Annotated in this window: 28 protein-coding genes and 1 pseudogene; 15 read left to right on the top strand and 14 right to left on the bottom strand. The window is 71.6% G+C overall.

The features are described 5' to 3' along the window. A pseudogene (locus ACIBTU_RS22290) lies at positions 1-93 on the top strand (ectoine/hydroxyectoine ABC transporter ATP-binding protein EhuA); the annotation flags it as partial. 171 nt (positions 94-264) lie between these two features. Here ACIBTU_RS22290 and ACIBTU_RS22285 read toward each other — a convergent pair. After that, positions 265-1,044, bottom strand: coding sequence for a class I SAM-dependent methyltransferase (locus ACIBTU_RS22285; protein ID WP_399128053.1), 780 nt, complete (start codon positions 1,042-1,044; stop codon positions 265-267). A gap of 105 nt (positions 1,045-1,149) precedes the next feature. Between ACIBTU_RS22285 and ACIBTU_RS22280 the strand changes: the two genes are divergently transcribed. Then, positions 1,150-1,779, top strand: a complete 630-nt coding sequence (locus tag ACIBTU_RS22280) for a CGNR zinc finger domain-containing protein (RefSeq protein ID WP_399128052.1) — start codon at positions 1,150-1,152, stop codon at positions 1,777-1,779. Here the strand turns inward: ACIBTU_RS22280 and sodX are convergent. Further along, entirely contained in the window at positions 1,683-2,126 is a 444-nt protein-coding gene (gene sodX, locus ACIBTU_RS22275; RefSeq protein WP_399128051.1) for a nickel-type superoxide dismutase maturation protease, read from the bottom strand. The genes ACIBTU_RS22280 and sodX overlap by 97 nt on opposite strands. 162 nt (positions 2,127-2,288) lie before the next feature. Here sodX and sodN point away from each other — a divergent pair, with 162 nt between their 5' ends. Beyond that, positions 2,289-2,684: a superoxide dismutase, Ni gene (sodN, locus tag ACIBTU_RS22270; RefSeq protein WP_161304267.1), complete on the top strand. Its 396-nt coding sequence runs from the start codon at positions 2,289-2,291 to the stop codon at positions 2,682-2,684. Between the two features lie 75 nt (positions 2,685-2,759). Here sodN and ACIBTU_RS22265 read toward each other — a convergent pair whose 3' ends face one another. Beyond that, positions 2,760-3,569, bottom strand: a complete 810-nt coding sequence (locus tag ACIBTU_RS22265; protein WP_399128071.1) for an ATP-grasp domain-containing protein — start codon at positions 3,567-3,569, stop codon at positions 2,760-2,762. A 108-nt stretch (positions 3,570-3,677) separates the two neighbouring features. On the opposite strand from ACIBTU_RS22265, the gene ACIBTU_RS22260 reads away from it, so the two are divergent. Beyond that, positions 3,678-4,529, top strand: a complete 852-nt coding sequence (locus ACIBTU_RS22260) for a hypothetical protein (protein WP_399128050.1) — start codon at positions 3,678-3,680, stop codon at positions 4,527-4,529. Between the two features lie 32 nt (positions 4,530-4,561). Then, entirely contained in the window at positions 4,562-5,512 is a 951-nt protein-coding gene (locus ACIBTU_RS22255) for a GNAT family N-acetyltransferase (RefSeq protein ID WP_399128049.1), read from the top strand. Between the two features lies 1 nt (position 5,513). On the opposite strand, the gene ACIBTU_RS22250 is transcribed toward ACIBTU_RS22255, so the two are convergent. Together ACIBTU_RS22250 and ACIBTU_RS22245 are read right to left on the bottom strand one after the other, a co-directional pair. Next, complete coding sequence (locus ACIBTU_RS22250; RefSeq protein WP_399128047.1) at positions 5,514-5,837, bottom strand: DUF952 domain-containing protein; 324 nt, start codon at positions 5,835-5,837, stop codon at positions 5,514-5,516. A 17-nt stretch (positions 5,838-5,854) separates the two neighbouring features. Further along, positions 5,855-6,442 carry a dihydrofolate reductase family protein gene (locus ACIBTU_RS22245; RefSeq protein WP_399128046.1) on the bottom strand — a complete coding sequence of 196 codons (588 nt, stop codon included), beginning with the start codon at positions 6,440-6,442 and terminating at the stop codon, positions 5,855-5,857. A 176-nt stretch (positions 6,443-6,618) separates the two neighbouring features. Between ACIBTU_RS22245 and ACIBTU_RS22240 the strand changes: the two genes are divergently transcribed. Beyond that, the gene (locus ACIBTU_RS22240; RefSeq protein WP_399128044.1) at positions 6,619-7,209 is read left to right on the top strand and encodes a TetR/AcrR family transcriptional regulator; all 591 of its coding nucleotides are present in this window, start codon (positions 6,619-6,621) and stop codon (positions 7,207-7,209) included. 37 nt (positions 7,210-7,246) lie between these two features. Here the strand turns inward: ACIBTU_RS22240 and ACIBTU_RS22235 are convergent, their stop codons facing one another. The 3 genes from ACIBTU_RS22235 to ACIBTU_RS22225 all read right to left on the bottom strand — a co-directional run bounded on the left by ACIBTU_RS22235 (position 7,247) and on the right by ACIBTU_RS22225 (position 10,570). Then, positions 7,247-7,852, bottom strand: coding sequence for a GNAT family N-acetyltransferase (locus tag ACIBTU_RS22235; protein WP_399128043.1), 606 nt, complete (start codon positions 7,850-7,852; stop codon positions 7,247-7,249). 200 nt (positions 7,853-8,052) lie between these two features. Beyond that, the gene (locus ACIBTU_RS22230) at positions 8,053-9,111 is read right to left on the bottom strand and encodes a family 2 encapsulin nanocompartment cargo protein polyprenyl transferase (RefSeq protein WP_399128042.1); all 1,059 of its coding nucleotides are present in this window, start codon (positions 9,109-9,111) and stop codon (positions 8,053-8,055) included. 52 nt (positions 9,112-9,163) lie between these two features. Beyond that, positions 9,164-10,570 (bottom strand): family 2B encapsulin nanocompartment shell protein, encoded by a 1,407-nt coding sequence (locus tag ACIBTU_RS22225; protein ID WP_399128040.1) that lies wholly within the window; start codon positions 10,568-10,570, stop codon positions 9,164-9,166. 244 nt (positions 10,571-10,814) lie between these two features. On the opposite strand from ACIBTU_RS22225, the gene ACIBTU_RS22220 reads away from it, so the two are divergent. From ACIBTU_RS22220 to ACIBTU_RS22210, 3 genes are all read left to right on the top strand, one after another. Then, positions 10,815-11,048: a hypothetical protein gene (locus tag ACIBTU_RS22220; protein WP_399128039.1), complete on the top strand. Its 234-nt coding sequence runs from the start codon at positions 10,815-10,817 to the stop codon at positions 11,046-11,048. A gap of 195 nt (positions 11,049-11,243) precedes the next feature. Then, positions 11,244-11,834, top strand: a complete 591-nt coding sequence (locus ACIBTU_RS22215; RefSeq protein ID WP_399128038.1) for an N-acetylmuramoyl-L-alanine amidase — start codon at positions 11,244-11,246, stop codon at positions 11,832-11,834. Between the two features lie 51 nt (positions 11,835-11,885). Continuing rightward, the gene (locus ACIBTU_RS22210) at positions 11,886-12,908 is read left to right on the top strand and encodes a 1-aminocyclopropane-1-carboxylate deaminase/D-cysteine desulfhydrase (RefSeq protein WP_399128036.1); all 1,023 of its coding nucleotides are present in this window, start codon (positions 11,886-11,888) and stop codon (positions 12,906-12,908) included. Here the strand turns inward: ACIBTU_RS22210 and ACIBTU_RS22205 are convergent. Further along, a complete protein-coding gene (locus tag ACIBTU_RS22205; protein ID WP_399128035.1) occupies positions 12,887-14,485 on the bottom strand; it encodes a Na+/H+ antiporter in 1,599 nt (532 codons plus the stop codon). The genes ACIBTU_RS22210 and ACIBTU_RS22205 overlap by 22 nt on opposite strands. 51 nt (positions 14,486-14,536) lie before the next feature. On the opposite strand from ACIBTU_RS22205, the gene ACIBTU_RS22200 reads away from it, so the two are divergent. From ACIBTU_RS22200 to ACIBTU_RS22190, 3 genes are all read left to right on the top strand, one after another. After that, positions 14,537-14,797, top strand: coding sequence for a UBP-type zinc finger domain-containing protein (locus ACIBTU_RS22200; RefSeq protein WP_399128034.1), 261 nt, complete (start codon positions 14,537-14,539; stop codon positions 14,795-14,797). A 265-nt stretch (positions 14,798-15,062) separates the two neighbouring features. After that, positions 15,063-15,476 (top strand): anti-sigma regulatory factor, encoded by a 414-nt coding sequence (locus ACIBTU_RS22195; RefSeq protein ID WP_399128032.1) that lies wholly within the window; start codon positions 15,063-15,065, stop codon positions 15,474-15,476. A gap of 17 nt (positions 15,477-15,493) precedes the next feature. After that, positions 15,494-16,498, top strand: a complete 1,005-nt coding sequence (locus ACIBTU_RS22190; RefSeq protein ID WP_399128031.1) for an RNA polymerase sigma factor SigF — start codon at positions 15,494-15,496, stop codon at positions 16,496-16,498. A 32-nt stretch (positions 16,499-16,530) separates the two neighbouring features. Here the strand turns inward: ACIBTU_RS22190 and ACIBTU_RS22185 are convergent, their stop codons facing one another. Beyond that, complete coding sequence (locus ACIBTU_RS22185) at positions 16,531-16,983, bottom strand: hypothetical protein (protein ID WP_399128030.1); 453 nt, start codon at positions 16,981-16,983, stop codon at positions 16,531-16,533. Between the two features lie 127 nt (positions 16,984-17,110). Here ACIBTU_RS22185 and ACIBTU_RS22180 point away from each other — a divergent pair, with 127 nt between their 5' ends. Further along, positions 17,111-18,079 carry a diacylglycerol/lipid kinase family protein gene (locus ACIBTU_RS22180; RefSeq protein WP_399128029.1) on the top strand — a complete coding sequence of 323 codons (969 nt, stop codon included), beginning with the start codon at positions 17,111-17,113 and terminating at the stop codon, positions 18,077-18,079. Positions 18,080-18,398: 319 nt separating this feature from the next. After that, entirely contained in the window at positions 18,399-18,656 is a 258-nt protein-coding gene (locus tag ACIBTU_RS22175) for a WhiB family transcriptional regulator (protein ID WP_016639615.1), read from the top strand. A gap of 251 nt (positions 18,657-18,907) precedes the next feature. Here ACIBTU_RS22175 and ACIBTU_RS22170 read toward each other — a convergent pair whose 3' ends face one another. Next, positions 18,908-20,374, bottom strand: a complete 1,467-nt coding sequence (locus tag ACIBTU_RS22170; RefSeq protein WP_399128070.1) for a sensor histidine kinase — start codon at positions 20,372-20,374, stop codon at positions 18,908-18,910. 734 nt (positions 20,375-21,108) lie between these two features. Here ACIBTU_RS22170 and nagB point away from each other — a divergent pair. After that, complete coding sequence (gene nagB, locus ACIBTU_RS22165) at positions 21,109-21,894, top strand: glucosamine-6-phosphate deaminase (RefSeq protein WP_188336934.1); 786 nt, start codon at positions 21,109-21,111, stop codon at positions 21,892-21,894. A gap of 124 nt (positions 21,895-22,018) precedes the next feature. On the opposite strand, the gene ACIBTU_RS22160 is transcribed toward nagB, so the two are convergent. From ACIBTU_RS22160 to ACIBTU_RS22150, 3 genes are read right to left on the bottom strand one after another with little or no spacing between them, the layout of a single operon-like run. Further along, a complete protein-coding gene (locus ACIBTU_RS22160) occupies positions 22,019-23,509 on the bottom strand; it encodes a glycoside hydrolase family 3 protein (RefSeq protein WP_399128028.1) in 1,491 nt (496 codons plus the stop codon). A 9-nt stretch (positions 23,510-23,518) separates the two neighbouring features. Beyond that, positions 23,519-24,388 carry a carbohydrate ABC transporter permease gene (locus ACIBTU_RS22155; protein ID WP_399128027.1) on the bottom strand — a complete coding sequence of 290 codons (870 nt, stop codon included), beginning with the start codon at positions 24,386-24,388 and terminating at the stop codon, positions 23,519-23,521. Beyond that, positions 24,385-25,263, bottom strand: coding sequence for a carbohydrate ABC transporter permease (locus ACIBTU_RS22150; RefSeq protein WP_399128069.1), 879 nt, complete (start codon positions 25,261-25,263; stop codon positions 24,385-24,387). Before ACIBTU_RS22150 ends, ACIBTU_RS22155 begins: the two co-directional genes overlap by 4 nt. Positions 25,264-25,273: the final 10 nt, after the last annotated feature.

Raw genomic sequence — 25,273 nt, 5'->3', positions numbered from 1 at the left:
GGCGGCGTCGTCGTCGAATCCGGCCACCCCCGCGACGTCCTGACCAACCCCCAACACGACCGCACCAAGTCCTTCCTCTCGAAGGTCCTCTAGTCCGGCCGAACGTAAAGAGGGGGCGCCCGGGGTCACACCCCGGACGCCCCCTTCACCTTTGTCGGGGAAATGCGACCCGAAGGGTCTGCATTTCAGGGGCGCGGGGCTGTGCCTATTAGCGGCTCCGCCGCGGGGCGCGACCAGCCCCCACCGACCCCGCAGCCGAATCGCTCACCGCACCGCGAGGACCACCGCATCCGACGGCGACCGCCAAACCGCCCGAGCCTCACCGAACCCGGCCGAGCGCAGCGCCCCCGCATGCCAGGACACCGACGGCATGTCCCCGTCCGCATGCTCCCCGTAGATCTCGAACCGCCGAGCCGTGGGCGCCGCCAGAACGGGATCGGCCGCGGCCAGCGCCCACCATTCGGCCCAGTCGACCGCACCCTCGGCCCGCGCCCGATCCATCCCCGCGTGCCGCAGCGCCCGCTCCGCGGCGTTGATCCGCGGCGTCGTCTCGTCGATCATGTGGTCCGCGTTCATGAACACCCCGCCCTCCCGGACGAGCGGGGCGAGTTGGCCATACAGGGCGGCGAGAGGCTCGGAGTGCAGCCAGTGCAGGGCGGTGGCGGTGAGCACGGCGTCGAACGTCCGGTGCGGCAGCGCCTGCGTCCAGTGCGGGTCCTTGAGGTCCGCGGTGACGAAGGAGACCCGCTCGTCCCCCTGGAAGGTCCCGCGGGCGATGGCGAGGAGGGCCGGGTCGAGGTCGACGCCGACGCTGGTCGCGTCCGGGAACCGCTTCAGCAGCCGGTCGGTGATGCTGCCGGTGCCGCAGGCGAGGTCGAGGACGCGGGGCGCGGGCCCCGCGAAGGCCTCGACCATGTCGAGCATCACCCGGAACCGCTCCTCGCGATCCGGCATGTACCACTCCTGCTGCCGGTCCCAGCTGTCCTGCCAGGCACGCCAGTCGGCCGTGCCCCCGGCGGCGGTCTCGGTCACGTCAGTCCTCATGTCCGTCATGAAAGCCCTCCCGGACGAGCGCGTAATACCCTTAAACCTAGAGCGAGCATTACCCTCGCTCGCCCCGACGATAGACGGCCCCGGTAAGGACTACAAGTGGAACTGGCCTATTACTCGGACTACGCGGTGCGTCTCGTGAACAGCGAGGAGCCGGGCCGCGGCAAGGACGAGCTGACCTCGGTCGACGCGGTGCGCGCCCTGTTCGGTGCCAACCAGTCGGCGGCCCGCCGCGCCACCGAGTCCGATCTGACCCGCTTCCGCGGGGTGCGGGCCCGGCTGCGCGCGGTGTTCGAGGCGGCGGACGGCGGCGACGAGACGCTCGCCGTGGACCTGCTGAACTCCCTGCTCCTGGAGTTCCCGGTGAGCCCGCAGATCTCCGGGCACGACCACCGGGACGACGACGGGCGCCCGCTGTGGCACATGCACCTCGCGGACCATCCGTCGAACGCGACGGCGGGCTACGCGGCGATCGCCGCGATGGGCCTCGCCTTCCATCTGACGGAGTACGGCGTGGACCGGCTCGGCCTGTGCGAGGCGGCGCCCTGCCGCAACGCGTACCTGGACACGTCCACGAACCGCTCGCGCCGCTACTGCTCGGACCGCTGCGCGACCCGGGCCAACGTGGCCGCCTACCGGGCCCGCAAGCGCCTGGAGGCCGACCGGTCGCAGCGCACGGGACGGACCGCGGAGAACGCCCAGGACAGCACCGCCGTCACCGAGCGCTGACCCTCCCCCTGCTCCCACGGCTTGCGGCGGCGCAGCCGGCCGCGCACCCGGGCGAGCACCAGCTCGTCGGGGACGACCCCGTAGACGGTGCTGTCGCCCCCGGCACCGGGGTTGTCCCCGAGCACCCACCAGCCGCCGTCGCGGCGTTCGGCGATCCGCTTGACGACCAGCAGGTCCTGCTGGAACGGGTGCCGCAGGACCACGACGTCCCCGGGCCGCACCCGGGCGCCGTGCTGCACCAGCATCCAGTCGCCGGGGTACAGGGTCGGCACCATCGACGGACCCTCGACCTCAATGATCTGAAACGGCACCTTCGCCTCGCGCACTTCTTCGATCGCCTCGGGCATCAGACAACCTCCCCGGTTCCCGCCGTGCTCCCGTCCCATCCTCCATCAGTCCCAGTCTGGCCCCGGACTTTTGGACCAAGCCCCCGGGGGCACTCGAGAAAACCCGTCCCGCACGGAGTAATGTCCCACCTGAGAAGACGATCACGAGGAAGGACCTGCCCCATGCTTTCCCGCCTGTTCGCCCCCAAGGTGAAGGCCAGCGCCCACTGCGACCTGCCCTGCGGCGTGTACGACCCGGCCCAGGCCCGCATCGAGGCGGAGTCGGTCAAGGCCGTCCAGGACAAGATGGCCGCCAACGACGACGCGGCGTTCCAGACGCGCGCCATCGTCATCAAGGAGCAGCGCGCCGAGCTCGCCAAGCACCACGTCTCGGTGCTGTGGAGCGACTACTTCAAGCCCCCGCACTTCGAGAAGTACCCGGAGCTGCACCAGCTGGTCAACGACACCCTCAAGGCCCTCTCGGCCGCGAAGGCCTCGTCGGACCCGGCCACGGGCCAGAAGGCGCTCGACTACATCGCCCAGATCGACAAGATCTTCTGGGAGACCAAGAAGGCCTGATCCCGGCCTGCTGGTTCACGACCCTCGAGCGGTGCACCCTCGCAGGGCCGAAGAACGTCTCGAAGGGGCTCGACGTCACCACGTCGGGCCCCTTCGGCGTACCCGGCCCCGGTCGAAGGGGCGGTCCCGGGCGGTGACGCGGTTCGCGGGTCCCGCCGAGCGCAGGACGACGTCGAGCGCGCGGTCCGGCTCGGCCGCGTAGACGGTGCTGAACCACGGCATGTTGGCCTCGACGACCGCCCAGGTACCGCCCGCGAGGAGTCCGACGTCGAGGACGACGGCGCTGGGGAGGGTGGTGCCGTGCGCCGCGAGGAGGCGGTGCGCGAAGTCCCGTACGGGGGTCTGCCGCGGGTGTCCTTCCAGGGGCGCCGCGTCGAGCCGGCCGTACGTGGCGTACTGGGCCCCCGTGCGGATCTCGCCGTCGAGGACGAAGAGGCGGAACTCGGCGGTCCAGGTGACGACTTCGGCGATCTGCACCGGCGTCCCGGGCGGCGGGTCCGCCGGGAGCGCGGCGCCGTCGGCGTAGACGGCGGCCGCGAAGGACTTGTCGGTGGGCGGTTTGACGAAGGCGGGGCCGGTCAGCCGGCGCGCCTCGGCCAGGGTCGTCTGCCGCAGGGCCCGGCCGGTGACGGTGCGGGGCAGTTCCGTGAGCCAGGTGTCGGTGGGTTCCAGGAGCGTGACGCCCAGGTCGTCGGCGACGTGGGCCGCGAGCGCCGGGCCGCCGTAGTAGTGCCCGTCCGGGCGGCCGCGCAGGGTCTTCGCGCCGTCGGGGCCCGCCAGTTCCACGACCTCGACACCGCGCCGGGCCGCGGCTCCCGCGAGCAGTTCGCGCGTCGGGCTCGCGTGCGGGGTGACGGCGAGGAAGGGGCGCGGGGCGGCGGTCATGGGGGCCATTCCACCAGGCTGCGCGGGCCATCGGGGCGTACGGGACACTGAGGGGCAGCGCCCCCTACAGGTGTCCCCCGCTGTCCCGATCGTCCCAGGAGCCCGCCCATGGCCCGCCGCCCCCGCGTCCTCTACGTCACCGACCTCGCCTACGAGGCCCGTGGCCGCCGCTACTGCGACGAGGACATCTTCCTGACCTCGCGGCTGCGCTCCGCGTTCGACCTCGCGCTGTGTCACCCGCGGGACGCCGCCGCGCTGATGGACGACTTCGACGGGGTCGTCGTGCGCAACAGCGGCCCGGTCATCGGCTATCCGGAGGCGTACGAGGCCTTCCGCGCACGGGCCGTCGAGCGCGGCACGACGGTCTACAGCCCGCTGGACGGCCGCGGCGACATGGCCGGCAAGCAGTACCTGCTGGATCTCACCGACGCCGGGTTCCCCGTGATCCCGACGGTCGACCGCGCCGCCGACCTGCACCGGCTGCCGGCCGCCGAGGAGTACGTGGCGAAGCCGAAGCTGGGCGCCGACTCCATAGGCCTGCGCTTCGTCGGCCCGGACGAACTGCCCGCGCTCCCCTACGAGGAGGGCCTGCTGGTCCAGCCGCGGATCCGGTTCCGCTACGAGGTGTCGTTCTACTTCGTGGACGACGCGATGCAGTACGCCCTCTACGCGCCGGACCCGGAGCGGCGCTGGGAACTGCGCCCCTACGAACCGACGGAAGCGGACCGGGAGTTCGCCCGGCGCTTCGTCGAGTGGAACACGATCCGGCACGGGATCCAGCGGGTCGACGCCTGCCGCACGCCGGAGGGGGACCTGCTGCTCGTCGAGCTGGAGGACCTCAATCCGTATCTCTCCCTCGACCTGGTGGACGAGGCGACGCGGGACGCGTTCGTCGCCGCGATGACGGAGTCGGTGCGCGCCGCGCTCACGGAAAGCCGACAGCGCGCGGAAAGTCGTTAGACCGGGCGGGCGGGCTCTGTCAGGGTCGTTCCATGGCTGACTCCGAGTTGCTGACCGCCGAGGACGTACGGCTCATGCAGGACATGGCCCAGCGGGTCACGGCGATCCGTCCCGATCTGGTGAACAGCGACGCCGCGTACGGGGAGCTGGCGTGGAACTGGGGCCGGGGCCACGCGCGCGCGGGCGATGCCTGGCGGCGCAGGCTCTGGCACGACGACGCGGGCGAGCTGGTCGCGTGGGCCTGGGCCGCGCTGCCGCGCCGGGTGGTGCTCAGCGACGGCTCGGCCACCGAGGTGAAGGGCGCGTATCTCACCTATCAGGTCGACCCCGGGCACAGCGCCCTGGTGGACGAGGTCATCGACTGGTTCGACACCGTGGCGGCCGGTCTGGAGCGCACGGTGGTGCCGACCACCGACCCGTTCGCGCTGGAGCGCTGGGCGGCGCGCGGCTACGGCACGGATCCGGAGGCGCTCGGCGACCAGGGCTCGTGGACCCAGCTCAACAAGCGGGACCTCGGCGATCTCGAACAGCCCGTGCTGCCCGCCGGTTTCCGCTTCCGCACCGCCGACGAGGCCGGGCCGCGGGCCGTAGTGCAGGCGCATCTGGACGCGTGGGGGCCGCGCGCGTACGACGTCGAGGCCTACGAGAGCGTGCGCCGGACCGCGCCGTACCGGGGCGATCTGCATGTGCTCGTCGAGGCGCCGGACGGCACCATGGCCGCCTCGGCGATCATGTGGCTCGACGAGGTCAACGCGACGGCCGAGTTCGAGCCGGTCGGCACGCACAAGGGCCACCGGCGGCGCGGCCTCGGCCGGGCGCTGCTGCTGCACGGGATGCACCGGGCGCGGGCGGCGGGCGCCCGCCACATGACGGTCGCCTGCCTGGGCGCACCCGGCCACCCGGCGGCGCGCGAGCTCTACTACGGCGTCGGCTTCCGGAAGTTCACGGTGGACGCGCCGCTCCTCAAGCCCGCCGGCCACTGACTCACGGCCAGTCGCGGACCTCGGTGACGGCGGCCACCGGCAGCGGCCCGTAGATGTGCGGGAACAGCTCGCCGCCCGGCACACCCTCCTCGTCGCGCACCGGCACGTCGAGCCGGCCGCGGTCCACGACCAGGACGACCAGCCTGCCGGGCTCGGGATCCGTGCCGTACAGCGCCTCGGCGACACCGCGCAGTTGAGGCGTGTACGAGCAGTGGATGAAGCCGACGTCCTGGAGGGACTTGCCCTTGGTCGATCCGGTGTACGTGCCGGTGGCGCGGGCCTGCTCCCAGAGGGCGCGCTCGGTGAGGTGCAGCAGCTCAGTCATACGTACAACCTAGAGCGCTACACCTTCCTGGCGTAGCGGCGGACGATCGCACCGTTCCCGAACGTGCGGTTCTCCTCCAGGGTGAACGCGGTGATCGCGGAGGAACGGCCGGCGAACATCGGCATGCCGCCACCGAAGACGACCGGGTACGTCTTGATGATCAGCTCGTCGATCTCGTCGGCGAGCAGTCCGGCCAGCTGGGCGCCGCCGCACAGGTAGATGTCGAGCTCGCGGTCCTCCGCCTTGAGCGCGCGGACGCGGCCGACGACGTCGTCGCGGATGAGCTCGACGTTCGGGTCGGGGGACTTCTCCAGGCTGCGCGAGGCGACGAGCTCGCGCAGATGCCCGTAGGGGCTGGTGATGCCGGCGTCGAGGCCGACCTGGTAACTGCCGCGGCCCTGGAGGACGGTGTCGAACTTCAGGTTCGGGACGCCGTCGAGGCCGACCGCCGCCCGGACGTGGGTCGGCAGGGTCTCCGGGTACTCGGCGGCGAGGAAGGCCATGAACTCCTCGTCGACGTACGTCGTGAACACGTCGCCGTTCCCGGACTCGTCGCCGATGAAGCCGTCTACGGACACGGCGACGAAGTAGGTGAGCTTGCGCAAGCTGGTCTCTTTTCGTGGACGACACTGGTGGCGTGACGGGTGGCGTGGCTGCCGTGCGGCTAACCACTACACTTAGAGTGCTTCACTTGTAGTGGTTGCGCAAGCCCTTTACGGCAGGCGCTTGCGACAGCCCTTTACTGCAAGCCCTCGGCGGACAGAAGGAGTTGGGTGCGGACATGGTGAGGAATCCGGAGCGCAGGGCCGCCCTGGTGGACGCGGCGGTCGAGGTGCTCGCCGCCGAGGGCGCGCGCGGGCTGACCTTCCGGGCGGTGGACACGGCGGCGGGCGTGCCCACCGGCACGTCGTCGAACTACTTCGCCCACCGCGACGACCTGCTGGGCCAGATCGACGTCTGGCTGCACCGGCGGCTCGCGCCGGACCCGGCGGTCGTCGAGGAGCTGCTCACCCGGCCCCGGGACCGCGCCCTGGTCACCGCCTTCATGCGCGATCTGCTGGCCCGCGCGCAGCGCGACCGCACCGGGTTCCTGGCCCTGATGGAGATGCGCCTGGAGGCGGGCCGGCGGCCCGAACTGCGTGCCTCCCTGATGAAGTCGCTGCGCGGCGACCTGGACGAGGGCATCGCGTTCAACGCGGCCTCCGGACTGCCCGGCGGCGCCGAGGAGATCACCCTGCTCTACCTGGGCACGCTCGGACTCATCCTGGAACACCTGACGATGCCGGGCATGCTGGACGGCGCGATCCCGGGCGTGAGCGTGCCCGACGGGGTCGTCGAGCGGCTGGTGGAGCGGATCGTTCCGGAGGCGTGACGGGTCGCTCCTGAGGTGTGACGGCCCGGCCGGAGCGTCAGGGCTGCTGCGGCTCCCGCCACATGGGCCACAGCGACGGGCCGTCCGGGAGGTCGAGCGCGGTGCCGGTGAAGACGAAGCCGAGCCGCTCGTACAGGGCGCGGCTGCGCGGGTTGCTCGCCTCCAGGTAGGCGGGCAGCCCCTCGCGGTCGCAGCGCTCCAGGACCGGCGCGATCAGGGCGGTGCCGAGGCCCTCGCCCTGCCGGTCGGGGGCGACGCCGATCATCCACAGGTAGGCGTGCGCGCGGCCCACGGGGTGGATCTCGGAGGTCCAGCGGGCGATCTGCTCCACCCGCTCGTTGTCCGGGTCGACGGCCTGACGCACCTGGACGGCCTCGTCCTCGCCGTCGCCCTCACCCGGGTGCGGCTCGGCCGGCATGTCGACCCACAGGGCCACCGCCGAACCGTCCTCGGCCAGGTCGATGTACCCCTCGTCGTACGTCACGTCGGTGAACACGCCCATCAGGCGCGCGTGCCGGGCCCGCCGGTACTCCTCGCCGGGGAGGACCCAGCCGCTGACCGGGTCGTCCATGAACGCCGCGTCCAGCAGTCCGACCACGAGGTCCCGGTCGCTCGCCCCGGCCCGCCGAATCCGCACTCCCACGCCCGTCCGCCCCCTGTGACTCGCCCCAACCCGCGGTCCGTGCGCGGGCGTTGGCAGCCTAGGCGATCACCGGCCGTACGGGGCACGGGCCCCGCTCCCCCGCCCGGAACGCGGTGGAATGCGGGGCCCTCGGGTCGCTCGGTCACTCCGGCGGCGGGGTCAGTGACCCTGGCGCGTCACGAACTCCGCGAGCGGCGGGGTCAGTGCCCGCGGCGCGTCACGAACTCCGCGAGCGAGAGCAGTCCGTCCGCGGACTGCGGCACCGGCACGGCGCGCGCCAGCTCGTCGACGGCGCGGGCCATCTGGTCGGCCGCCTGGGCCTGCGCCCAGTCCCGGCCGCCCGCCCGCTCGACGGCCAGCGCGATCGCCTCCAGTTCGGCAGGGCCCTCCTTCTCCGGGCCCGGCGGCCCGTACAGCGCGGCCAGTTCGTCCGCCGCGGGCCCGCCGGAGGCGAGTGCCGCGACGACCGGCAGCGACTTCTTGCGGACGGCGAGATCGGCCCCGGCGGGCTTGCCGGTGCGGGCCGGGTCGCCCCAGATCCCGATGACGTCGTCGATCAGCTGGAAGGCGAGGCCCGCGGCCCTGCCGAACGCGTCGAGCGCCGCGACCTGCGCCGCGTCCGCCCCCGCGTAGAGCCCGCCGAGGGCGCAGGCGCACCCGAGCAGCGCCCCGGTCTTGGCCTCGGCCATCGCCAGGGTCTCCGGCAGCGTCACCTCCCTCGGGTCGCGCCCCTCCAGGGCCACGTCGGCGACCTGGCCGGCGCACAGCTCGACGACACAGGCCGCGAGCCGGGCGATCGCGGCCGGGGACGCCGGGTGGGGGTCCTCGGCAAGCAGCAGCTGCGCCTGGGCCTGGAGGGCGTCCCCGGTGAGGATCGCGTCGGCGTCCCCGAAGACGGTCCACGCGGTGGGCCGGTGCCGGCGCGTGGCGTCCCGGTCGATCACGTCGTCGTGCAGCAGCGTGAAGTTGTGGGTCAGCTCCACCGCGGCCGCGGCCCGCACGGCCTGCTCTGGCACCCCGCCGAGGGCCCGCGCGGCGGCGAGGACGAGGGCGGGCCTGACGGCCTTGCCCGCGTTCCCCGCCGCGGGCGTGCCGTCGGCGTGCTCCCAGCCGAAGTGGTGGCGGGCGACCCTGCGCATGGATCCGGGCAGCGCCTCGACGGCTCTGCGCAGCTCGGGGTCGACGCTCGCCCTGGCCTGCGCCAGGGCCGTCGGCTCGGCCGACTCGGCGGCCGCGGGCGGCTCCGTCGTCTGCGTCATCGGCTCACCCTCCGGTGGGCGCGGAGGTGCGCGCGGGGGTGCGCGCGCCGGGTCAACGCCACCGCCCGACCTCGACGTTCTCCAGCACTCCGAGCGCGTCGGGCACCAGGACGGCCGCCGAGTAGTAGGCGGTGACGAGGTAGGAGATGATCGCCTGCTCGCTGATGCCCATGAAGCGGACGGACAGGCTCGGCTCGATCTCGTCCGGGAGGCCGGACTGGCGCAGGCCGATGACGCCCTGGTCGTCCTCGCCGGTACGCATGCAGATGATGGACGTGGTGCGGGCCTCGGTCACCGGGATCTTGTTGCACGGATAGATCGGGACGCCGCGCCAGGTCGGGATGCGGGTGCCCGCCACGTCGATGCTCTCGGGCACGAGGCCCCGCTTGTTGAGCTCGCGGCCGAACGCGGCGATCGCCTTGGGGTGCGCGAGGAACAGCTTGGAGCCGCGGCGCCGGCTCAGCAGCTCGTCCATGTCGTCGGGGCTCGGCGCGCCGTCGTGCGGCTGGAGCCGCTGGTCGTACTCGCAGTTGTTGAGGAGACCGAACTCCCGGTTGTTGATGAGCTCGTGCTCCTGGCGCTCCTTCAGAGCCTCCACGGTGAGCCGGAGCTGATGCTCCGTCTGGTTCATCGGCTGGTTGTAGAGGTCCGCCACGCGCGAGTGGATGCGCAGCACGGTCTGGGCGACGCTCAGCTCGTACTCGCGGGGCGCCGCCTCGTAGTCGACGAACGTGCCGGGCAGCACGGCTTCGCCGACGTGCCCCGCGGAGAGGTCGATCTCCTTCTCGCCGTACCGGTTCGCCCGCTGCTCCGGGATGGCCCGCAGCCGCTCCAGGTGCTCGCGCAGCGCGTCGGAGCGCTCGGCGACCTGCTCCAGGTCGCGGCGCGGCAGCTCGAGCACGGTGCAGGCGGTCGCGGCGCGGGCCGTGTACTCCCAGATGCCCTCCGCATCGAGCAGGGCCTGCTCGCCGAAGTAGGCGCCGTCGGCGAGGACGCCGAGCACGGCGTCGTCCCCGTACGGGCCGGTGCCGACCTGCTCGACACGGCCGTGCGCGAGGAGGAAGACCTCTTCCGTCCGGCTGCCGAACGAGGCGATGACCTGGCCGGCCTCGAACTCCTGCTGCGTGCAGCGCTGTGCCAGCTCGTCCAGCACGCCCTGGTCCTCGAAGCCGCGCAGCGCGGGCAGCTCCCCCAGCTCGGCGGGGATGACCCTAACCTGCTCCCCCGTCTTCACGAAGGTGATCCGCCCGTCGCCGACCGAGTAGCTGAGCCGCCGGTTCACCCGGTACGTGCCGCCCTTGATGTCGACCCACGGCAGCGTCCGCAGCAGCCAGCGGGAGCTGATCTCCTGCATCTGCGGCGCGGACTTGGTGGTGGTGGCCAGATTCCGCGCGGCGGATGTGCCGAGACTCTTCTGCTCACCCGGCTGCTCCGTGCGGACCTCTTCGCCTACCGACATGAATGCCCTCCCGATCATGAACCGACCTGCGAGCGCCACCCTTCCAGCACGCTCCGTGCCCGCGCCATTACACAAATGAGCGGGAATGGATCGCGCGATTGCGGGGCAGTGGTCGCGCGCCGCCTCCGGCCCATCCGGTCCGTCCCGCATCGCCGGTTTTAGGAACTCCAAGATCCCGGCGCGCGTTGAAGAGGACGAGAGACACGGCAGACGCCGGCAGCGGACGACAGAAAAGGTGACCACGATGGCGGGCTTTCTGGACCGGGCCAAGGAGCAGGCGCAGCGCGGGCTGACGCAGGGCAAGCAGAAGCTGGACGAGGTGCAGGCGCAGCGGGCCGGCGCCGACCTGCTCAAGCGCCTGGGCGCGGCGTACTACGCGGAGCGCCGGGGCAGCGGCAGCCCGGACGCGACGCAGCAGGCGCTCCAGGCCCTGGAGTCGCACATCGCCGAGCACGGCGACGGCTTCCTGCGGAGCTGACCGTTTCCCGGGGGCCCGCCGTGGCAGGCCCCGACCTTGGGCCCCGAGCGCCGCGAGCGTGCGGGGCCGCCCAAGGCTGTCCGGATCGCATCGCACGGGATACGAACGAGTAGTCCGTGCGGGGCCGTTCCGGTACAAGCAGCGGTACGAGGCGTTCCGCACCCGGCGGTCGTCGCGCCCGCGAAGGAGGCGGCCATGGCCCCACCCATGTCCGCGAGCAGTTTTCTCGCCGCTCTCGAGCACGAGGGCCTGACGGTGGTCGAGGTCGGCGACTGGCGCCATCACAACCGCAACCACAAGGGCGCCTGGGGCCCGGTGCACGGCGTGATGATCCATCACACCGTCACCTCGGGCAGCGCCCGCACGGTGGAGCTGTGCCGAAACGGTCACCCGGATCTGCCCGGCCCGCTGTGCCACGGCGTCATCACCAAGGACGGCCGGGTCCACCTGGTCGGCTACGGGCGGGCGAACCACGCGGGCCTCGGCGACGACGACGTGCTGCGCGCGGTGATCGCGGAGAAGTCCCTCCCGCACGACAACGAGGCGAACACGGACGGGAACCGGCACTTCTACGGCTTCGAGTGCGAGAACCTCGGCAACGGGGACGACCCGTGGCCGGCGGCGCAGCTGGCGGCGATCGAGAAGGCGGCGGCCGCGATCTGCCGCCACCACGGCTGGACGGAGCGGTCCGTCATCGGCCACCTGGAGTGGCAGCCGGGCAAGGTCGACCCGAAGGGCTTCACCATGGCGGCGATGCGGGAGCGGATCCGGGACCGCCTCAAGTAGCGGCGCGGGCCGCGGCGGCGGGCGCCCGGACCTGTGTCCGACAATGGCCGGGTGCCCCGCCCGAACCCCTCCGGCCCCGCGCCGACGCCCCTGACCGGCGCCGGTGCGCCGCCCCGGCTGCCCTCGCCCCTCACCGAGGTCGACGACGAGCGGTTCGCGCGCCGCGGCGTACGCCTGTTCCTGAAGCGGGACGACCTGATCCATCCGGACCTCGTCGGCAACAAGTGGCGCAAGCTCGCACCGAACCTGGCGGAGGCGCGCGGGCGCGCGATCGTCACCTTCGGGGGCGCCTACTCGAACCATCTGCGGGCCACGGCCGCCGCGGGCCGACTCCTGGGCGTGCCCACGATCGGTGTCGTCCGGGGCGACGAGCTCGCGGAGCAGCCGTTGAACCGGTCGCTGGAGCGGTGTGCGGCGGACGGGATGCGTCTGCACTTCGTCGACAGATCTACCTATCGATCGAAGCGGGAGCCCGAGGTGCTCGCGCGGGTGCTGGCCGACGCGGGCGCCGCCGGTGCCTATGTGGTGCCGGAGGGCGGGAGCAACGCGCTCGCGGTGCGGGGGTGCACGGAGCTGGGGCGTGAGCTGCGCGGGCGGGCCGATGTCGTGGCCGTCGCCTGCGGGACCGGGGGGACGCTCGCGGGGCTCGCGGCGGGCCTCGGCGATGGGCAGCGGGCGCTCGGGGTGGCCGTGCTCAAGGGCGGGTTCCTGACGGGTGACGTCGAGGCGCTGCAGACGGAAGCGTTCGGCCGGCGGCGCGGGGAGTGGGAGGTGACGGACCGGTTCCACGGGGGCGGGTACGCGCGCGTGCCCACCGGACTCGAGGCCTTCGCCCAGGAGTTCGAGCAGCGCCACGGGCTGCCCGTCGAACGTCTCTATGTCGCCAAAATGCTGCACGCCCTCACGGCGCTGACGGAGGAGGGCGCGTTCGCGCCGGGTACGACGGTGGCGGCGGTGGTCACCGGGGCGCCCGACCCGACGGAGCCGTCTCGCCCCTCTCAGCCGTCTCGGCTGTCTGATTCGCCTCAGCCGCCTCAGTCATCTCAGCCGTCTCAGTCGTCGACCTCGCGGTAGGCCGCCGCCTCCTCCAGGTCCAGGCGGCGCAGCAGGCTGCGCAGCATCTCGTCGTCGATGCGGCGTTCGTCGCGCATCTTCACGAACACCTCGCGCTCGGCCTGGATCGCCTCGCGGGCGAGCCGCCGGTAGGTGTCGTCGGCGGACTCGCCGGTCACCGGGTTGGTCTGGCCCAGGCGCTCCCACACCGCGTTGCGGCGGCGCTCCAGGACGGTGCGGAGGCGGTCCTGGAGGGGCTGGGGCAGGCAGTTGCGCCGGTCCTCCATCAGCTCGTCCACGCGCTCCTCGGCCGCCGTGGACGCCGCGTTCTGCGCCTGCGCCTCGGCGAGCGTCTCGGCCCGCACGTCGCGGCCCGGCAGCTTGAGGAGCTTGATCAGCGGCGGCAGCGTGAGCCCCTGCACGACGAGCGTGCCGATGACGGTCGTGAAGGTCAGGAAGAGCACCAGGTTCCGCGCGGGGAACGGCTCGCCCTCGTCCGTGACGAGCGGGATCGAGAACGCGATGGCCAGCGACACGACCCCGCGCATGCCCGCCCAGCTGACGATCAGCGGGCGTCTCCAGTCCGTGTCGCTCTCCCGCTCCCTGATGCGCGAGGAGAAGCACCACGGCAGGTAGGTGGCCGGATAGGACCACACGAAGCGGATCACCACCACGAAGAGGAACACGCCGACGGCGTACCAGACGGCCTGCCCGACGCTGTACTCGCCGAGCCCCTTCAGGACGACGCGCAGCTGGAGCCCGATCAGGGCGAAGACCGCGGACTCCAGGATGAACGCGACGACCTTCCAGACCGCTGCCTCCTGGAGGCGCGTCTCGAAGTCCACCTGGTAGGAGCGGTGTCCCAGGTAGAGGCCCACGGTGACGACGGCGAGCACCCCGGAGGCGCCGAACTGCTCGGCGACGGCGTAGGCGACGAAGGGGATCAGCAGGGACAGCGTGTTCTGGAGCAGCGCCTCCTTCAGGTGGGTGCGCAGCCAGTGCAGCGGCACCATCAGGAGGAGGCCGATGCCGACGCCGCCGACGGCCGCCACGAGGAACTCCCGGATGCCGCCCGCCCAGCTGGCGCCCTCGCCGACGGCCGCGGCGAGCGCCACCTTGTAGGCGGTGATCGCGGTCGCGTCGTTCACCAGGGACTCGCCCTGGAGGATCGTGGTGATCCGCGAGGGCAGGCCCACGCGCCGGGCGATGGCGGTCGCGGCGACGGCGTCCGGTGGGGCGATCACGGCGCCCAGGACGAGCGCGGCGGTCAGCGGCAGGTCGGGGATCAGCTGGTAGGCGAGCCAGCCGACCGCCACGGTGGCGAACAGGACGTAGCCCACCGAGAGGAGCGCCACGGGCCGGATGTTGGCCCTCAGGTCCAGATAGGAGCTCTCCAGGGCCGCGGTGTGCAGCAGGGGCGGCAGGATCAGCGGCAGCACGACGTGCGGGTCGAGCGCGTATTCGGGAACGCCCGGTACGTACGAGGCGACGAGCCCCACCGCGACGAGGAGAAGCGGCGCCGGCACCGGTGTCCTGCGCGCCGCCCCGGCCACCGCGGCGCTCGCCGCGACCAGTCCCACCAGTGGCAATACGTCCATGACCCGCCTTCCGCCCGGCCTGTGCGCCGCGCCCGTCGTAACCTGGCCATCATGTACGAGTGCCCGCACGTCGACGCGCTGCCGCAGCCGGAACCGGCGCCCCTGAGCGACACCTGTCTGGAGTGCCTGGCCCTGGGCAGTCACCCTGTGCAACTGCGGCTGTGCCTGGTCTGCGGTCATGTCGGCTGCTGCGACTCCTCGCCGTTCCGGCACGCGACGGAGCACTACAAGGACACCGGGCACCCGGTCATGCGCACCTTCGAGCCTGGTGAGGACTGGCGTTGGTGCTTCGTCGACTCGATTCTCGTGTGATCCCCGGGATCCGCGCCCGCCGGGCGGTTCGACGGGTCGGCGCCTGGGTACGTCAATGCGGCGCCCGCTCTTTCCAATTGAGCCCGCCCCACCTCTAGCCACTGTCCGTACCCGTAGGCTTACTATGAGTGACAGCAGCGGGCCGGGGGTCCCCGGGACAGGAAAGTCGGGCGCGCGGTAGCGTCACCGCAGATATACGTGGCGCATCACCCGGGGGGATCGTCCTCCGGAGCCCGAAAGTGCTTGTACCACCTTGGAGGTGAGGGTGTCCCAGATCGCAGGCGAGCCCGGGAATCAGGACTTCGTGGAAGTCCGGCTGCCGGCTGCGGGTGCCTACCTGTCGGTGCTGCGGACGGCCACGGCCGGTCTGGCAGCGCGTTTGGACTTCACCCTCGACGAGATCGAGGACCTCCGCATCGCGGTCGACGAGGCCTGCGCGATCCTGCTGCAGCAGGCTGTCGCGGGCTCGGTGCTCAGCTGCGTGTTCCGCCTCGTGGACGACTCTCTGGAGGTGACCGTGTCCGCCCCGACCACGGACGGCCGGGCCCCGGAGCGCGACACCTTCGCCTGGACGGTCCTGTCCGCCCTGGCCGGCCAGGTCGAGTCCTCCGTCGCCGAGGACAGGACGGTCTCGATCAGCCTCTACAAGAAGCGCGGCGCGGGCCCCGGCCCGGCGTGATGAACGGGGGTGGTCCGGTGCGGGACGACAAGAGCGGCACACGAGATCTCCCGGCCGACGGCACGGGCGGGATCCGGCGGCTGACCACCGGCATCCCTGAGCAGCAGGCCCGGCCGCACCCGGAGGACCCGGCGGCCGACGGGTCACAGCAGGCAGCGCCGTCCTCCGGGGCCGAGACTCGTGGGGGCCCCGGTGGATCGGACGCGCGACGGGCGGGATGGATGAGCGACCAACAGCGACAGGGTGATCAGCAGGGCACGCGCGATCCCCGGGACCGCAGCAACGCCAAGGCGTTGTTCCTCGAGCTGCGCGCCCTGAAGGACGGCAGCCCCGAGTACGCGGATCTGCGCAACCGGCTCGTGCGCATGCACCTGCCGCTCGTCGAGCACCTGGCGCGCCGCTTCCGCAACCGCGGCGAGCCGCTGGACGACCTGACGCAGGTCGCGACGATCGGCCTGATCAAGTCGGTCGACCGCTTCGACCCGGAGCGCGGCGTGGAGTTCTCCACCTACGCGACCCCGACCGTGGTCGGCGAGATCAAGCGGCACTTCCGTGACAAGGGCTGGGCGGTGCGTGTCCCGCGCCGCCTCCAGGAGCTGCGGCTCGCGCTGACCACGGCGACGGCCGAGCTGTCCCAGCTGCACGGCCGCTCCCCCACGGTCCACGAGCTCGCCGAGAAGCTGGGCATCTCGGAGGAGGAGGTCCTGGAGGGCCTGGAGTCGGCCAACGCGTACTCCACGCTGTCCCTGGACGTCCCCGACACGGACGACGAGTCACCGGCCGTCGCGGACACTCTGGGCGCCGAGGACGAGGCACTGGAGGGCGTCGAGTACCGCGAGTCCCTCAAGCCGCTCCTGGAGGACCTGCCGCCGCGCGAGAAGCGCATCCTGCTCCTGCGCTTCTTCGGGAACATGACGCAGTCGCAGATCGCCCAGGAGGTCGGCATCTCCCAGATGCACGTCTCCCGCCTGCTGGCCCGCACCCTGGCCCAGCTCCGGGAGAAGCTCCTCGTGGAGGAGTAGGAGATCGGCGTACGGGGTGAAGGGCTCGGGGTCTACTCCGGGCCCTTCGCGCTGCCCGGCATGCGGATGCCGAGCGCGACGGTGGTCGCCGGGTTGACGAGCATCACCAGGGCCGTGAGCGCCACGGCCCCGAGCACGATGCCGAGGGGCAGGGCGACGCCGCCGCTCTGACCCAGCGTGTAGGCGACGGGCAGCGCCATGATCTGCGTGATGATCGCGGGCCCGCGGCTCCAGCTCTTCAGGGCGAGCAGGCCGCGCGCGGCGAGCAGCGGCAGCAGCGCGAGCACGATCAGGGTGACGCCGCCGGTGATCGCCTGCTGGCGATTGTCGGGGTGTCCGGTGAGCGCGGCGACCAGCATGTAGGCGCCGCCCACGACGAGTGCGGCGCCTTCGAGTCCGGCCAGGGCCGCGGCGGCGGTCAGCCGGCCGGGGCGGGGCTCGGTCGGCGCGGACGTCTCGGGGGCGGGGTTCTGCTCTGAGGTCACCTTTGCAGAGTAGCCCCCGCGCGCCCGCGTTCCCGAGGCCGTCCCCCGCGCCCTCCGGGGCCCGATCTCTTACCGGACTCCTACCTCGGTCTGGGCCCGATCAAGGTCGCTAGGTACGCTGCCTTGCATGCGTGCACTCCTCGTGGTCAATCCGGCGGCAACCACCACCAGTGCGCGCACGCGCGATGTCCTCATCCATGCGCTCGCCAGCGAGATGAAGCTGGAGGCGGTGACGACCGAGTACCGCGGGCACGCCCGGGACCTCGGCCGGCAGGCCGCGGAGAGCAAGGACATCGAGCTGGTCGTCGCCCTCGGCGGCGACGGCACGGTCAACGAGGTGGTGAACGGGCTGCTGCACGCGGGCCCGGACCTGGACCGGCTGCCCGGTCTCGCGGTCGTCCCCGGCGGCTCCACGAACGTCTTCGCGCGCGCCCTGGGCCTGCAGAACGATCCGGTGGAGGCCACGGGCCAGCTCCTGGACGCCCTGCGCGAGGGCCGGCAGCGGACGGTGGGCCTGGGGCTCGCCGCGGGCACGCCCGGCACGGAGGACGAGGCGGTGCCGTCCCGCTGGTTCACCTTCAGCGCGGGGCTCGGCTTCGACGCGGGTGTGGTCGGCCGGGTCGAGCAGCAGCGGGAGCGGGGCAAGCGTTCGACGCACGCCCTGTATGTGCGACAGGTGGTGCGCCAGTTCCTCGGGGAGCCGGACCGCCGGCACGGCACGATCACGCTCGAACGTCCGGGCGAGGACCCGGTCACCGATCTCGTGGTCTCCATAGTGAGCAACACCTCACCGTGGTCGTTCCTGGGCAACCGGCCGCTGTATCCGACGCCGCAGGCGTCCTTCGACACCGGCCTTGACGTGCTCGGACTCAAGAAGCTGTCGACTCCGGCGGTGGCCCGGTACGGCGGCCAGCTGCTCGCCTCGACGCCCGAGCGGGGACCCCGCGGCAAGAACGCGGTCACGCTCCACGACCTCACCGACTTCACCTTGCATTCGAAGGTGCCTCTGCCGCTCCAGATGGACGGTGACCACCTGGGGCTGCGTACGAGCGTGACGTTCACAGGCGTTCGCCGTGCACTGCGTGTGATTGTGTGAGTGGAAGGGCCCTTGGTCCTTTATCTCGAACGTTTGGGCCAGGCTCCACCCCATGGAAGTACGGCTGTGACCGAGGCGACACCGAGGAATCAAAAAAAACTTTCCTGAAGGGGTTGTATCCGCCGCCGAGGTTTGCGAATCTCTACATGGCGCTCGGGACGGCCCGCAACATCGGCCCCACAGAGAGCCCGAATCCCCTCCTCCAAGCAACGGACAGCCGTCGCATATGTGACGTTCGTCCCTTCACTTGTTGAGGGATTCGTGAAAGCGTTCACATTCACAAGCAACTTGCACGTAATACCAAGGAGAGGTAGCAGCCATGGACTGGCGTCACAACGCCGTTTGCCGCGAAGAAGACCCCGAGCTCTTCTTCCCCATCGGCAACACCGGTCCTGCGCTGCTGCAGATCGAGGAAGCCAAGGCCGTCTGCCGCCGCTGCCCCGTCATGGAGCAGTGCCTGCAGTGGGCGCTCGAGTCCGGCCAGGACTCCGGCGTCTGGGGTGGCCTCAGCGAGGACGAGCGCCGCGCGATGAAGCGCCGCGCCGCCCGCAACCGGGCCCGTCAGGCCTCCGCCTGATTCCCCACCCCGTTCGAGCCTGAGCCCGGCGGCGCGTACATCGCGTACGCATCTCCCGCCCCCGAGCCGCAGCGCGCAGTACCCCCGATGCTCCCCCAGGCTCAGCCCGGGACATGACCCGAGCAACGCGAGCAGTGAGCCCCGGACCGTTTCGACGGTCCGGGGCTCACTGCTGTGTTGGTCACTGCTGTGCCGCTCACTGCCGTGCTGCTCACTGCTGTGTGCGGAGAGTCACGTCTTACGCGTGGGGCCTACTTGCTGGAGTTCACCGGGATGTCGAGGATGACCCGGGTGCCGCCCTCGGGTGCGGGGACCATGTCGAAGGTGCCGCCGAGCTCGCCCTCGACCAGGGTGCGCACGATCTGGAGTCCCAGGTTGCCGGCCTTCTTCGGGTCGAAGCCCTCGGGCAGTCCGACGCCGTCGTCCTGCACGGTGATCAGCAGCCGAGCCTCCTTGGTGGTGCCGCCGCGGACGGCCCCGACCTCGACCGTGCCGGTGTCGCCCTGCCGGTAGCCGTGCTCCAGCGCGTTCTGCAACACCTCGGTCAGGACCATCGAGAGCGGGGTCGCCACCTCGGCGTCCAGGATGCCGAAGCGGCCGGTGCGCCGGCCGGTCACCTGCCCTGGGGAGATCTCCGCCACCATCGCGAGGACCCGGTCGGCGATCTCGTCGAACTCCACGCGCTCGTCCAGGTTCTGGGACAGCGTCTCGTGGACGATCGCGATGGAGCCGACCCGGCGGACCGCCTCCTCCAGGGCCTCGCGGCCCCGGTCGTCGCCGATGCGCCGGGCCTGGAGGCGCAGCAGCGCGGCGACGGTCTGCAGATTGTTCTTCACCCGGTGGTGGATCTCCCGGATGGTGGCGTCCTTGGTGATCAACTCCCGCTCGCGGCGGCGCAGTTCCGTCACGTCGCGCAGCAGCACCAGGGAGCCGATCCGGGTGCCCTTGGGCTTGAGCGGGATGGCGCGGAGCTGGATCGAGCCCTCCTCGCCCTCGATCTCGAACTCGCGGGGGGCCCAGCCGCTGGCGACCTTGGCGAGTGCCTCGTCCACCGGGCCGCGGGACGGGGCCAGTTCGGCGGTGGTGGAGCCGAGGTGGTGGCCGACCAGGTCGGCCTGGAAGCCGAGGCGGTGGTACGCGGACAGCGCGTTCGGCGAGGCGTACTGGACGACCCCGTCGGCGTCGAGCCGGATCAGGCCGTCGCCCACGCGCGGGGAGGCGTCCATGTCGACCTGCTGGCCGGGGAACGGGAAGGAGCCGGCGGCGATCATCTGTGCCAGGTCGGAGGCCGACTGGAGGTAGGTCAGCTCGAGCCGTGAGGGGGTGCGGACGGTGAGCAGGTTCGTGTTCCGCGCGATGACGCCGAGGACGCGGCCCTCGCGGCGTACGGGGATGGACTCGACCCGGACCGGGACCTCCTCGCGCCACTCGGGGTCGCCCTCGCGGACGATGCGGCCCTCGTCCAGGGCGGCGTCCAGCATGGGGCGGCGGCCGCGCGGCACGAGGTGGCCGACCATGTCGTCCTGGTAGGAGGTCGGGCCCGTGTTGGGCCGCATCTGCGCGACGGAGACGTACCGGGTGCCGTCGCGGGTGGGGACCCACAGGACCAGGTCGGCGAAGGAGAGGTCGGAGAGCAGCTGCCACTCCGAGACCAGCAGGTGCAACCACTCGAGGTCGGAGTCGCCGAGGGCGGTGTGCTGGCGGACGAGATCGTTCATGGAGGGCACGAGCCCGAGCGTACCCGGCGGTGAGCGGGGTCCCGAATCGGTCGGCCGGGCCGGAAAGAGGCGCTGGGAGCCCCGGGGCTACGGGGGCCTGGGGGCTACGGGGCCCTGTGCGGCGTCGGGCCCTGGAAACACCGACGGGCCGCGGCGCCGGGGGGCGGGACCCTCAACCCGTTCCCTGGCACCGCAGCCCTTCAGGTGCACCGGCTTCCGGGTGTGCGGTCCCGGGTGCCGATCGAGGATCCGTCGCAGTCAGGGCAGAGAGCGGCGGTTCCTCTGTCCGTCCTCCTGTGCGGGGAGGGCGGAAGTCTGTGTACTTGTTCTTCGCACTTCGCATTGTGGACTAGACCATTTGGCCGTGTCCATGCGTCGGCGGGGGTTTGTTCGCGGCGTCCTGTCACGCCCCTCCCCCGATGGCGCTCCCCTGGGTCACTCACGTGGGTTACTCAAAAGTACGCCTGGTCCAACGTACGCCCTTTCCCACGGTTACCGGGAGCCGTGAGTTCAATTCGTAGCCATGCCGTCATCGCGGAGCGGGTTCGCGCGGGCGTGGGCCGTTCGACATGCCGAGGTCACGCGCAGCGCGGAGCATGGTCGGAGCGGGTGGACGAACGGGCCGGACATCCCCGCCGAACGCCTGTCCGGCGGGGCCCCGCTCTGCTAGATTGGTCTATACCACTATGGCGTACGTCCCCTAGTTCCCCTCTGACCAGAACGGCAGGCCCAGCGTGGAAGTTGTGATCGTTCCGGACGCCAAGGCAGGCGGCGAGCTGATCGCCGAGGCGATGGCCCAGCTGCTGCGGCGCAAGCCCGACGCGCTGCTCGGCGTGGCCACCGGCTCGACCCCGCTGCCCATCTACCAGGCCCTGACGGCCAAGGTGCGGGCCGGCGAGGTGGACGCGTCGCGGGCGCGGATCGCCCAGCTCGACGAGTACGTCGGCCTGCCCACCGGGCACCCCGAGTCGTACCGGGCGACGGTGCTGCGCGAGGTCGTGGAGCCGCTCGGGCTCGACGCGGACGCGTTCATGGGGCCGGACGGCAGTGCGGAGGACGTGCAGGCCGCGTGCGAGGCGTACGACCGGGCGCTGTCCGAGGCCGGCGGGGTCGATCTGCAGCTGCTCGGGATCGGTACGGACGGGCACATCGGTTTCAACGAGCCGTGTTCCTCGATCGCGTCGCGGACGCGGATCAAGACGCTCACCGAGCAGACCATCGCGGACAACGCGCGGTTCTTCGACGGTGACCTGAGCCAGGTGCCGCGGCACGTCATCACCCAGGGGATCGGGACGATCCTGGAGGCGCGGCATCTGGTGCTGCTCGCCACGGGTGAGGGCAAGGCCGACGCGGTCGCCGCGACCGTGGAGGGGCCCGTGGCGTCGGTCGTACCGGCCTCCGCGCTGCAGCTGCATCCGCATGCGACGGTGGTCGTCGACGAGGGCGCCGCGTCCAAGCTGAAGCTGACCCAGTACTTCCGCCACACCTTCGCCAACAAGCCGGAGTGGCAGGGGCTGTAGAGCCCCGGGATCCCCTTCTCGTACGGCTCTTTCTCGTACGGCTCTTTCTCGTACGGCTCTCTCTCGTACGTCGATGCCGGTCACCCCGAGTCGGGGGTGACCGGCATCTGTGCTGGGGCAGTCGCTACCGGGTGATGACCTCCGCCGCCGCGAGGCCGCAGACCCGGGCCGCTCCGTGGGTGGCTATGTGGAGGGCGCCTCGGGGCGGGGCCTGGGGGATGCCCATCTCGATGACCAGGGTGTCGGGGCGGGCGGACAGGAGGGTGTCCAGGGCCGCGGACATCCAGGCGTGGCGGTGTTCGTCGCGGACGACGGCGACGATGCGCCGGTCTCCGGCCGCGGCGAGGGCCTTCTCCCCCGCGTCCGGGCCCGTGTAGGACCCCGTCGTGGTGCCGGGCAGGAGCCGCTCCAGTTCGGCGGCGACACCCCAGGGGGTCTCGTCGCCGACCGCGATGTTGGCGACCGGGGTGAAGGCCGCGACGTGCACGGGTTCCCACACCGGCGCGGCGTCGGCGGCGCGGGTCACGGTGAGCGCCCGGCGCGCGGCGATCAGGCCGATCTCGGTGTCCGCCGGGCCGGGTGCGGCGCCGGCCCGGGCCCGGGTCCAGTCGGCGAGGGACCGTACGCGGGCGGCCGCGTCCGCGAGCCGCTCCTCGGAGAGTTCCCCCGCGCGCACGGCGGCGACCAGGGCGTCGCGCAGCCGCAGCACGGTGTCGTCGTCGGCGAGGCCGCCGCCCACGCAGATGGCGTCCGCACCGGCGGCGATCGCGAGGACGCTGCCGCGTTCGATGCCGTAGGTCGCGGAGATGGCCTGCATCTCCATGCCGTCGGTGACGATGAGCCCGTCGTAGCCGAGTTCCTCGCGGAGCAGGCCCGTGAGGATGCGGCGCGAGAGGGTCGCCGGGCGGTCCGGGTCGAGGGCCGGGACCAGGATGTGGGCGCTCATCACGGCGCGGCTGCCGGCCGTGATCGCCGCGCGGAACGGGGCGAGGTCGCGGGCGTGCAGGACGTCGAGGCCGACGTCGATGCGGGGCAGGTCGTGGTGGGAGTCGACGCCCGTGTCGCCGTGCCCGGGGAAGTGCTTGGTGCAGGCGGCGACCCCGGCGGCCTGGAGGCCGTCGACGTAGGCGGCGGTGTGGCGGGACACGAGGTCCGTGTCGGAGCCGAAGGAGCGGACACCGATGACGGGGTTGTCGGGGTTGGCGTTGACGTCGGCGGAGGGCGCCCAGTTGAGGTTCACTCCGCAGGCGGCGAGGCGGCGGCCGAGTTCGTGCGCGACCGCGCGGGTCAGCCCGGCGTCGTCGACGGCGCCGAGCGCGTGGTTGCCGGGGAACGAGGAGCCCGTACGGACCTCGAGGCGGGTGACGTCGCCGCCCTCCTCGTCGATGGCGACGAGGACGTCCTCGCGCTCGGACCGCAGCTGGGCGGTGAGGGCGGCGAGCTGTGCGGGCGTGGCGATGTTGCGGCCGAACAGGCCGACGGAGGCGAGGCCTTCGCCGAGGCGCCGCAGCAGCCAGTCGGGGGCGGTGGTGCCGGTGAATCCGGGCTGCAGGACCGTCAGCGCGTCCCGCGTGAGCGTGTCGGTTCCGTGGGCGAGTGTCGACCGGTATGTCATCGGGGTGCGTTATCCCTTCACGGCGCCGGAGGTGAGTCCTGTGGCCATCTTCTTCTGGATGAACATGAAGAAGACCACCACCGGCAGGGCGATCATCGTGGACGCGGCCATCAGGGCGCCGTAGTCGGTGCCCCGTTCCGTCGTGAACGTCATGAGCCAGACGTTCAGGGTGTACTTCGAGTCGTCGTTCATCAGGATGTACGCGAACAGGTACTCGTTCCAGGCGTTGACGAGCGCGAAGATCGACGAGGCGGCGAGGCCGGGGGCGAGCAGCGGGAAGACGATGCGGCGGAACGCGCCCATGCGCGTACAGCCGTCGACCATCGCCGACTCCTCCAGTTCCACGGGGATGTTGACCACGAAGCCGCGGATCATGACCGTGGCGAAGGGCAGCGTGGAGACGAGGTAGACGACGATGACGCCCCAGTACTCGTTGAGGCCGCCCATCGCGTTGAGCTGGGCGTAGATCGGGATGAGCATCGCGGTCGGCGGCAGCATCTGGACCAGGATGAGGACCATGAGCAGGGCGCGCCGGCCGGTGAAGCGGAAGCGGCCGACGGCGAGCGCCGCGAGGGTCGCGATGATCATGCCGCCGACGACGGCGGTGATCGAGATGATGAGGCTGGACTGGATCGCGGTGGCGAAGTTGGGCTGCTTCACGGCGCGCGCGAAGTTGTCGAAGGTGATCGACGAGGGCCACAGCGTCTGGTCGTAGGAGCGGATCTCGTGGTTGGGGCGCAGTGCCGAGATGATCAGCCAGTAGACCGGGAAGGCCATGACGACGGCGATGACGAGGCCGAGGACGTTGTAGCCGAGCTTCGTCTTCTTGCGGTCGGGCCGCAGGCCGCGCTGGACGTCCGGTGCGGTGGAGGCGCTCATTCGACCTCTCCTGTCTTCATGAGCTGGCGCAGGTAGTACACGGCCACGCCGGACAGCATCAGTACGGTGACCAGGGCGATGGCGGTGCCCTGGCTGAAGGACGTCGAGGTGAACGCCTTGGAGAAGGAGTAGAGGCCGAGGGTCTCGTAGTCCGGTTCGGGCTTGTTGCCGCGCAGCAGCCAGATCTGGCCGAAGACGTTGAAGTCCCAGATCACGGAGAGCGTGGTCACCATGATGAAGACGGGCTTGATGACCGGCCAGGTGACGAAGCGGAAGACGCCGAAGGCACTGGCGCCGTCGAGCTGGGCGGCCTCCTCCAGTTCGCCGGGGACCTGGGTGAGGGCCGCGTAGAGGGTGATCACGACGAACGGGATGGCGCCCCAGATGACGAGCGCGGCGATCACGGTGAAGCCCTGGAGCGGGTCGAGGAACCAGTTGTGGCCGAGCCAGTCCTCGCCGGCGAACTTGGCGATGACCGTGTTGACCAGGCCGTAGTCGGAGTCGGCGAGCCAGCGGAAGATCGATGCGGCGACCAGGAGCGGCATCGACCAGGCGGCGATGAGGGCCGTGGTGAGGGTGAGCCGGACCCAGGTGGACAGCCGCATCATCAGGAGCGAGACCAGCAGGCCGATCGCCATGGTGGCGACGACGCAGACCGCCATGAAGAGGACCGTGCGCAGGGTGACGTGCCAGAACTCGGCGTCGCCCAGGATGTTGGTGAACTGGTCGAAGCCGACCCACGGCGGGCTCTCGCCCGTCCACAGCTCGCGCCGCCCCATGTCCTGGAAGGACATGATCACGGTCTTGACCAGGGGGTACGCGTAGACGGCGGCCAGCGCGACGATCGCCGGCAGGATCAGGAGGTAAGGGAGCAGCGCCCCCTTC

Source organism: Streptomyces sp. NPDC050145, from assembly GCF_044460245.1.
Taxonomy (GTDB): Bacteria; Actinomycetota; Actinomycetes; order Streptomycetales; family Streptomycetaceae; genus Streptomyces.
The sequence above is the reverse complement of the archived record's forward strand: the minus strand, read 5'-3'. Positions and strand labels throughout refer to the sequence as shown.

Coding starts and splice junctions, on each gene's coding strand:
- ACIBTU_RS22220 (WP_399128039.1), top strand. CDS start 10,815: ATGGCGGGCTTTCTGGACCGGGCCAAGGAGCAGGCGCAGCGCGGGCTG.
- ACIBTU_RS22225 (WP_399128040.1), bottom strand. CDS start 10,570: ATGTCGGTAGGCGAAGAGGTCCGCACGGAGCAGCCGGGTGAGCAGAAG.
- ACIBTU_RS22230 (WP_399128042.1), bottom strand. CDS start 9,111: ATGACGCAGACGACGGAGCCGCCCGCGGCCGCCGAGTCGGCCGAGCCG.
- ACIBTU_RS22250 (WP_399128047.1), bottom strand. CDS start 5,837: ATGACTGAGCTGCTGCACCTCACCGAGCGCGCCCTCTGGGAGCAGGCC.
- ACIBTU_RS22155 (WP_399128027.1), bottom strand. CDS start 24,388: ATGAGCGCCTCCACCGCACCGGACGTCCAGCGCGGCCTGCGGCCCGAC.
- ACIBTU_RS22160 (WP_399128028.1), bottom strand. CDS start 23,509: ATGACATACCGGTCGACACTCGCCCACGGAACCGACACGCTCACGCGG.
- ACIBTU_RS22260 (WP_399128050.1), top strand. CDS start 3,678: ATGGCCCGCCGCCCCCGCGTCCTCTACGTCACCGACCTCGCCTACGAG.
- ACIBTU_RS22255 (WP_399128049.1), top strand. CDS start 4,562: ATGGCTGACTCCGAGTTGCTGACCGCCGAGGACGTACGGCTCATGCAG.
- ACIBTU_RS22205 (WP_399128035.1), bottom strand. CDS start 14,485: ATGGACGTATTGCCACTGGTGGGACTGGTCGCGGCGAGCGCCGCGGTG.
- ACIBTU_RS22170 (WP_399128070.1), bottom strand. CDS start 20,374: ATGAACGATCTCGTCCGCCAGCACACCGCCCTCGGCGACTCCGACCTC.
- ACIBTU_RS22265 (WP_399128071.1), bottom strand. CDS start 3,569: ATGACCGCCGCCCCGCGCCCCTTCCTCGCCGTCACCCCGCACGCGAGC.
- ACIBTU_RS22215 (WP_399128038.1), top strand. CDS start 11,244: ATGGCCCCACCCATGTCCGCGAGCAGTTTTCTCGCCGCTCTCGAGCAC.
- ACIBTU_RS22200 (WP_399128034.1), top strand. CDS start 14,537: ATGTACGAGTGCCCGCACGTCGACGCGCTGCCGCAGCCGGAACCGGCG.
- ACIBTU_RS22180 (WP_399128029.1), top strand. CDS start 17,111: ATGCGTGCACTCCTCGTGGTCAATCCGGCGGCAACCACCACCAGTGCG.
- ACIBTU_RS22285 (WP_399128053.1), bottom strand. CDS start 1,044: ATGAGGACTGACGTGACCGAGACCGCCGCCGGGGGCACGGCCGACTGG.
- ACIBTU_RS22175 (WP_016639615.1), top strand. CDS start 18,399: ATGGACTGGCGTCACAACGCCGTTTGCCGCGAAGAAGACCCCGAGCTC.
- ACIBTU_RS22240 (WP_399128044.1), top strand. CDS start 6,619: ATGGTGAGGAATCCGGAGCGCAGGGCCGCCCTGGTGGACGCGGCGGTC.
- sodX (WP_399128051.1), bottom strand. CDS start 2,126: ATGCCCGAGGCGATCGAAGAAGTGCGCGAGGCGAAGGTGCCGTTTCAG.
- sodN (WP_161304267.1), top strand. CDS start 2,289: ATGCTTTCCCGCCTGTTCGCCCCCAAGGTGAAGGCCAGCGCCCACTGC.